Here is a 1,190-nt window from a genome sequence, read left to right on the forward strand (position 1 = left end):
ATCAATTTATTTCCTATCCTGCAAACAACTTAAAAAAATTAGCTGCTCAGCCTGAAAATATTAATTGTAACTGGGATATTTTAAACAAAGAACGTTTTGCTGAACCATTACTAGACTGGATACACTCTATTCTTGAAAGCAAAATTAATCCCGTGGACAATGAACGTTTAAATGAAGAGGATTTGGAGAAATTGCAAAATCACACTAATTATATTTTTGACGCTTTTGAACACTTGAAATTGAGTAGAGAGAATCAACTACATAATCTTTTTTGATTATGAATCATCTAATGTGTATCAGTCTTTAGATAAAAAAATTATGATGGATGCTTCCATCTTCATCCTCCCTGTTGGCCACTTTCCCACCTCTCGGTAGATGGGCGCAAGTACATAGTTTAGTGCTGGACTCTGTTCTTATATAGACTCGTGCTTATTTATTGGTAGTGGATTAAATCTGTTGATAGGTTAACATCGCGCAATTTTCATGGAGTGAAGTTGTGGCTGTTTTGGAAGTAACGTGCACTGCTTGTGGAAGTCAAGAAGTAGTTAAATATGGTCAAGCAAAAACAGGGGAGCAGGGCTATAGGTGCCGAGCATTGAGTTGTGGAAAAACATTTCAATTAGCGCATCGATATACTGCCTATGAGCGTGGGGTTAAGGAACGTATTGTCGATATGGCACTGAATGGTTCAGGGGTTCGCGATACGGCACGGGTGTTGTCGGTAGCGGTGGGTACAGTGATTACAACGATTAAAAAAAGCCTGCAATCTTGTTAAGGTGAATTGGAAGAAGTTATTACCGACTAACCAAACTGAGTCAGAGAAGCCGCCGATTTTACTCTTACCTGTTGCGTTAGAACTCGATGAACAATGGTCTTTCGTAAATAATAAATCAAACCAACGTTGGTTGTGGCTTGCGATAAATCATTGTAACAGTGAAGTTCTTGCCTATACATTTGGCGATCGAACAGATAACGCATGCAAGCAATTACAACAATTGCTTACGCCATTCAATATAACACAGTACTTCACTGACGAACTTGGTGCCTATCAACGATTATTACCTTATGAGCTGCACGAAGAAGGCAAACGAAATACGCAAAAAATAGAGAGAAAATTTTTGACCTTACGTACCCGCATCAAAAGATTAGCCAGAAAAACTATCTGTTTCTCTAAATCTGAATTAATGCAC

The 1,190-nt window shown here is 38.3% G+C and carries 1 protein-coding gene and 1 pseudogene; both read left to right on the forward strand.

Features of this window, described 5'->3' with window-relative positions; genetic code table 11:
- A partial coding sequence (locus tag Q0495_RS10960; RefSeq protein WP_298626109.1) for a hypothetical protein occupies positions 1 to 275 on the forward strand: 275 nt, incomplete at its 5' end.
- 221 nt (positions 276 to 496) lie between these two features.
- Positions 497 to 1,190: pseudogene (locus tag Q0495_RS10965) on the forward strand (IS1 family transposase); the annotation flags it as partial.

Origin of the sequence: uncultured Legionella sp. (genome assembly GCF_937871865.1) — a bacterium.
Classification (GTDB): Bacteria; Pseudomonadota; Gammaproteobacteria; order Legionellales; family Legionellaceae; genus Legionella.